The organism is Pseudomonadota bacterium (assembly GCA_010028905.1).
Taxonomy (GTDB): domain Bacteria; phylum Vulcanimicrobiota; class Xenobia; order RGZZ01; family RGZZ01; genus RGZZ01.
In genome coordinates, this window is record RGZZ01000411.1 from 1 (window position 1) to 4,500 (window position 4,500).

A 4,500-nucleotide genomic window follows, 5' to 3' on the forward strand; every position below is an offset into this window, starting at 1 on the left:
GAGGGCCCAGAACGAGAAACTGGCACGGGGGCGCCCGCGATGCAGATGCGCGCGGCGTTCCCGTGCCCGAATCGGGCCCGATGCGGGGGCAGGCTACTTCTTCTCGCTCCCCTGGGGAACGCGGAAGGCCTGGGTCATCGTCTTGGTGGCGGCCTCGACAAGAGTCGTCATCTGCTTCTGGTTCTCGACGATCTGGGCAATCATCTTCTCGGCCAGCTTGCGGCTCTCTTCCCGGGCCTGCTTGCTGTGGTCGAGCATGGCGGCGAAGATCTTCTCGTTCTGCTCTTGAGCCTTGTGGAACCCGTCGATGGTGGCGACCCACATCTTGGTGGCCTGGTCGACGGCGGCGGTGTACTCGGTGGTGGTGCTCATTTGATTGGTGCTCCTCTTGTCATTCTGGCTTGCGCGGGGGGGCGAAGTCGATGACTGGAGTATGCACCCGCGCTGTTGCCGGCGTGTTGCACGAATTCCCTCGGGGCCGATGAGCGTTCAGACGGCGCGTGCCGCGTCCCGCACGTTCTACGCTACCGTCACGTTGGCAATGGACGCGGCGCTAGATGAAGTGCCGCTCCCGGTCGAGGGCCTGCGCGTAGGCGGCACGGGCCTGCTGAACCGACGGCATGGTCGAGACCTCGGCGATGGGAACGTCCCACCACGACTCGTAGCCGCCCACCCGCGCCTCGCGATCGACGGGCACCACGATGACGGTGGTCTCGGCGGCCGCCTTGGCCGCCGAGAGGGCCGCGACGACCTCGTCGTGGGTGCGAGCCTCGATGACGTTCACACCGAGGCTACGGGCGTTGGCCGCGTAGTCGACGGGCAGCACCTCGCCGTCGAGCTGGCCCGTCTCGGGGTTGCGCCGGCGGTAGCGGGTGCCGAAGCCCTCGCTCCCCACCGCCTGGGAGAGCCCCCCGATGCTCGCGAAACCGTGGTTGTCGAGCAGCACGACGATGAGCTTGATGCCCTCCTGCACGGCGGTGACGATCTCGCTGCTCATCATGAGGTACGATCCGTCGCCCACCATGACGAACACCTCGCGGTCGGGGGCGGCCATCTTCACCCCGAGGCCGCCCGCGATCTCGTAGCCCATGCACGAGTAGCCGTACTCGAGGTGGTACGTGTTCGGAGAGCGGGTGCGCCACAGCTTGTGCAGATCGCCGGGCAGCGAGCCGGCCGCGCACAGCACCACGTCGCGGGGGCCTGACGCCGCCTCCACCAGGCCGATGATCTCGCCCTGGCTGATGGGCGGGCCGTGGCGCAGGCCGTAGATGCGGGTCACCTCGGCATCCCACTCGGCTCGCAGGCGCGACGCCCGCGCGCGCCAGGCTGCGCTCGCCTGCAGCCCCTCGAGCAGCTCGTCGAGCTCCTCGAGCGTCACCCGTGCATCTCCCGTCAGGGGAAGCGCGGCGTGCTTGAAGGCGTCGATCTCGGCAACGTTGATGTTGATGAAGCGTACGTCGTCGTTCTGGAACGCGCTCTTTGACGCCGTCGTGAAGTCGCTGTAGCGCGTGCCGACGCCGATCACCAGGTCGGCCTCGAGGGCCAGGCGATTGGCCGCGAAGGTCCCCGTGACGCCCATGGCGCCCACGGCCATGGGGTGATCGAACGCCAGCGCGCCCTTGCCGGCCTGGGTCTCGGCCACGGGGATGCCGTGCCGCTCGGCGAACCGGCCCAGCGCCTCGCAGGCCTCGCTGTACAACACCCCGCCCCCCGCGATGATGAGCGGTCGCTTCGCCGCGCAGATGCGGGCCGCTGCCTCGCGCAGGGCCGCGATGTCGGGGCGCTGGCGCGCGATGCGCCAGGTACGGGGCTCGAACAGCACCGCGGGGTAGTCGAACGCCTCGGCCTGCACGTCTTGCGGCAGCGCGAGGGTGACGGCGCCGGTGTCGGCGGGCGAGGTGAGCACCCGCATGGCCTCGGGCAGCGCGTAGATGAGCTGATCGGGGCGGTGGATGCGGTCGAAGTAGCGCGACACAGGGCGAAAGCAGTCGTTCACGGTCACATCGAGGCTCTGCGGCCACTCGAGCTGTTGAAGCACAGGCCCCACGTTGCGCCGCGCAAACGTGTCGCCCGGCAGCAGCAGCACAGGCAGGCGGTTGATGGTGGCCCCCGCCGCCCCCGTCACCATGTTGGTGGCCCCCGGTCCGATGGAGGTGGTGCACACCAACGTGCGCAAGCGGTTGCTCACCTTCGCGAACGCCGCCGCCGCGTGCACCATGGCCTGCTCGTTGCGCGCCTGGTGATAGGGCATCTCGGGCGTCTGCTGCAGCGCCTGCCCGATGCCCGCCACGTTGCCGTGGCCGAAGATGCCGAAGCATCCCGCGAAGAAGGCGTGGCGGCGCCCGTCGCGCTCGACGTGCTGCTGCGTGAGGTACGTGATGAGGGCCTGGGCCGTGGTGAGGCGCTGCGTCTTCATGCGGGCCGGGTTCGGGGAGGGACACCGCCGGCCCTGCGGGGGACACCGCCGGCCCTGCGAGGGACACCGCCGGCCCTTCGAGGGACACCGCCGGCCCTGCGAGGGACGCCGCCGGCCCTGCGAGGGACGCCGCCGGCCCTGCGAGGGACGCCGCCGGCCCTGCGAGGGACTGAACCGAAGCACACCACGCCAACACGGCACTGTGCCTCAACGCACCTCACTAGAAGCCCATTTGGGCTTATACCGACGACGTATCCCCTACGGCCCCGTCTTGTTTGAGATCAGGCTGCCCAGCGTGGCGTCGAGAATGGCAAAGCAGCTCGCGGGCTGAGACCCGATGCTCGAGAAGATGCCGCCTGCGCATACATTGCTGCCATCTCCGCTCACCGCCAGGCAGAACACGTCCCAGTTCGCATCTGGATTCCACGGGGCAAGCGTGCCATCTGCGTTGAACGCAGCGAGATATCTGCGGGTCTGCCCACTGATGTTCGTGAAGCCTCCCCCCACGTACACCTTGCCCCCTTTGATCAAGAGACAATTGACACCGCTGTTGGGGCCTGGGTTCCACGCGGTGGCAAGGCCGGTGGTCGCGTCGAGCGCCCCGAGCACGTGGCGGCCCTGCCCGCCGATGTTGTAGAAGCTTCCCGCCGCGTACACCGTGGCGCCGTCGCCGCTCACCGCAAGGCTGTAGACATCGGCGTCTGGCGCGGGATTCCACGTGGCCAGGCTGCCATCAGCGTTGAAGGCGGCCAGATGGGTGCGCGTATCGGTGCCAATCTGCGTGAAGCTCCCCCCCGCATACACGCGGCTGCCGTCGCCACTCACCGCGAGGGCGTAGACGATGGCGTCCGGTGTCGGGTTCCACGAAGCAAGGGTGCCGTCTGTGCCGATGGCGGCCAGATACTTGCGCGACACGGCGCCGATGTGGTAGAACTGTCCGCCTGCGTAGATCGTATTGCCATCCGGGCTCACGGCAAGCGTGCGCACATAGCTGTCGGCATTCGGGTTCCATGAAGCGAGCGTGCCGTCAGCGTTGATGGCCGCCAGACAGTTGCGGGCCGTGCTGCCGATGAAGTAGAACACCCCCCCCACGTATATGGTGCTTCCACTCACCACAACGGCATTGACGTCCGCGCTGGCGTTCGGATTCCACGTCGAGAGCGTGCCATCGGCGTTGATGGCGGCGAGGTGGTTCCGCGTCTGTGGGTCGAGCCCCAGGAAGCCATAGCCTCCCGCGTACACCCTCCCCCCGCTGGCCACGATGGTTCGTACAGCGCCGCTGGCGCTGGGGTTCAGTGCGGTCGCGAGGCCCGACGACACGTCGAGCGCTGCGATGCGGCTGCGCGTCTGTCCCCCGATGCTGCTGAACTCGCCCCCTGCGTACACAATACCTCCCTGCCCGCCCGTCGAGAGGGCGTTGATGGGGCCGTCCGCATTCGGGTTCCACGAGGTCGCAAGCCCCGTGCCGGCGTCGAGAGCCGCGATGCGATTCCGGGTCTGGCCGCCGATGGTGGTGAAGTACCCGGCAGCGTAGACCCTACTGCCGTCGCCGGCCACCGCGAGTGCCTGCACGACGTCGTTCGCATTCGGGTTCCATGCGGTCGCCTGTCCCGTCGACGCGTCGATGGCCGCGATGCGATTGCGGCTCTGCCCCCCGATGGTGGTGAAGCTGCCTGCAGCGTAGACCGTGCTTCCATCGGCGCTCACCGCAATCGATTGAACGGGGTTGTTCGCGCTCGGATCCCAGCTCGTGGCGAGGCCCGTCGTGGCGTCGATGGCCGCGATGCGATTGCGGTTCTGACCGCCGATGGTCGTGAAGTATCCCGCCGCGTAGACCGTGCCACCGCGTACCGCGATGGTGTAGACGAGATTGCTTGCGTTCGGATCCCAGGGCTTCAACAGACCGCTTGAGACATCAACCGCGGCAAGACCATGACGGGTCTCTCCACCGACGATGTTGAAGTTGCCCCCCACATACAACGTGCTGCCGTCGCCGCTCAGCGCGAGACAGTTGACCTGGGAGTTCCCTGTGGGCTGAACGCCCCGTCGACAGAGCCGTCACGCAGCACGTGGGCCAGGTTGCT

General features: G+C 68.0%; 4 protein-coding genes. All 4 read right to left on the reverse strand.

What is annotated here, in order from left to right; genetic code table 11:
- Positions 1 to 93: 93 nt before the first annotated feature.
- A complete protein-coding gene (locus tag EB084_20130; GenBank protein NDD30575.1) occupies positions 94 to 372 on the reverse strand; it encodes a hypothetical protein in 279 nt (92 codons plus the stop codon).
- 181 nt (positions 373 to 553) lie between these two features.
- A complete protein-coding gene (iolD, locus tag EB084_20135) occupies positions 554 to 2,416 on the reverse strand; it encodes a 3D-(3,5/4)-trihydroxycyclohexane-1,2-dione acylhydrolase (decyclizing) (GenBank protein ID NDD30576.1) in 1,863 nt (620 codons plus the stop codon).
- The gene (locus EB084_20140) at positions 2,413 to 2,601 is read right to left on the reverse strand and encodes a hypothetical protein (GenBank protein ID NDD30577.1); all 189 of its coding nucleotides are present in this window, start codon (positions 2,599 to 2,601) and stop codon (positions 2,413 to 2,415) included. The genes iolD and EB084_20140 overlap by 4 nt, the downstream gene beginning before the upstream one ends.
- Positions 2,602 to 2,674: 73 nt before the next feature.
- Complete coding sequence (locus EB084_20145) at positions 2,675 to 4,396, reverse strand: hypothetical protein (GenBank protein NDD30578.1); 1,722 nt, start codon at positions 4,394 to 4,396, stop codon at positions 2,675 to 2,677.
- Positions 4,397 to 4,500: the final 104 nt, after the last annotated feature.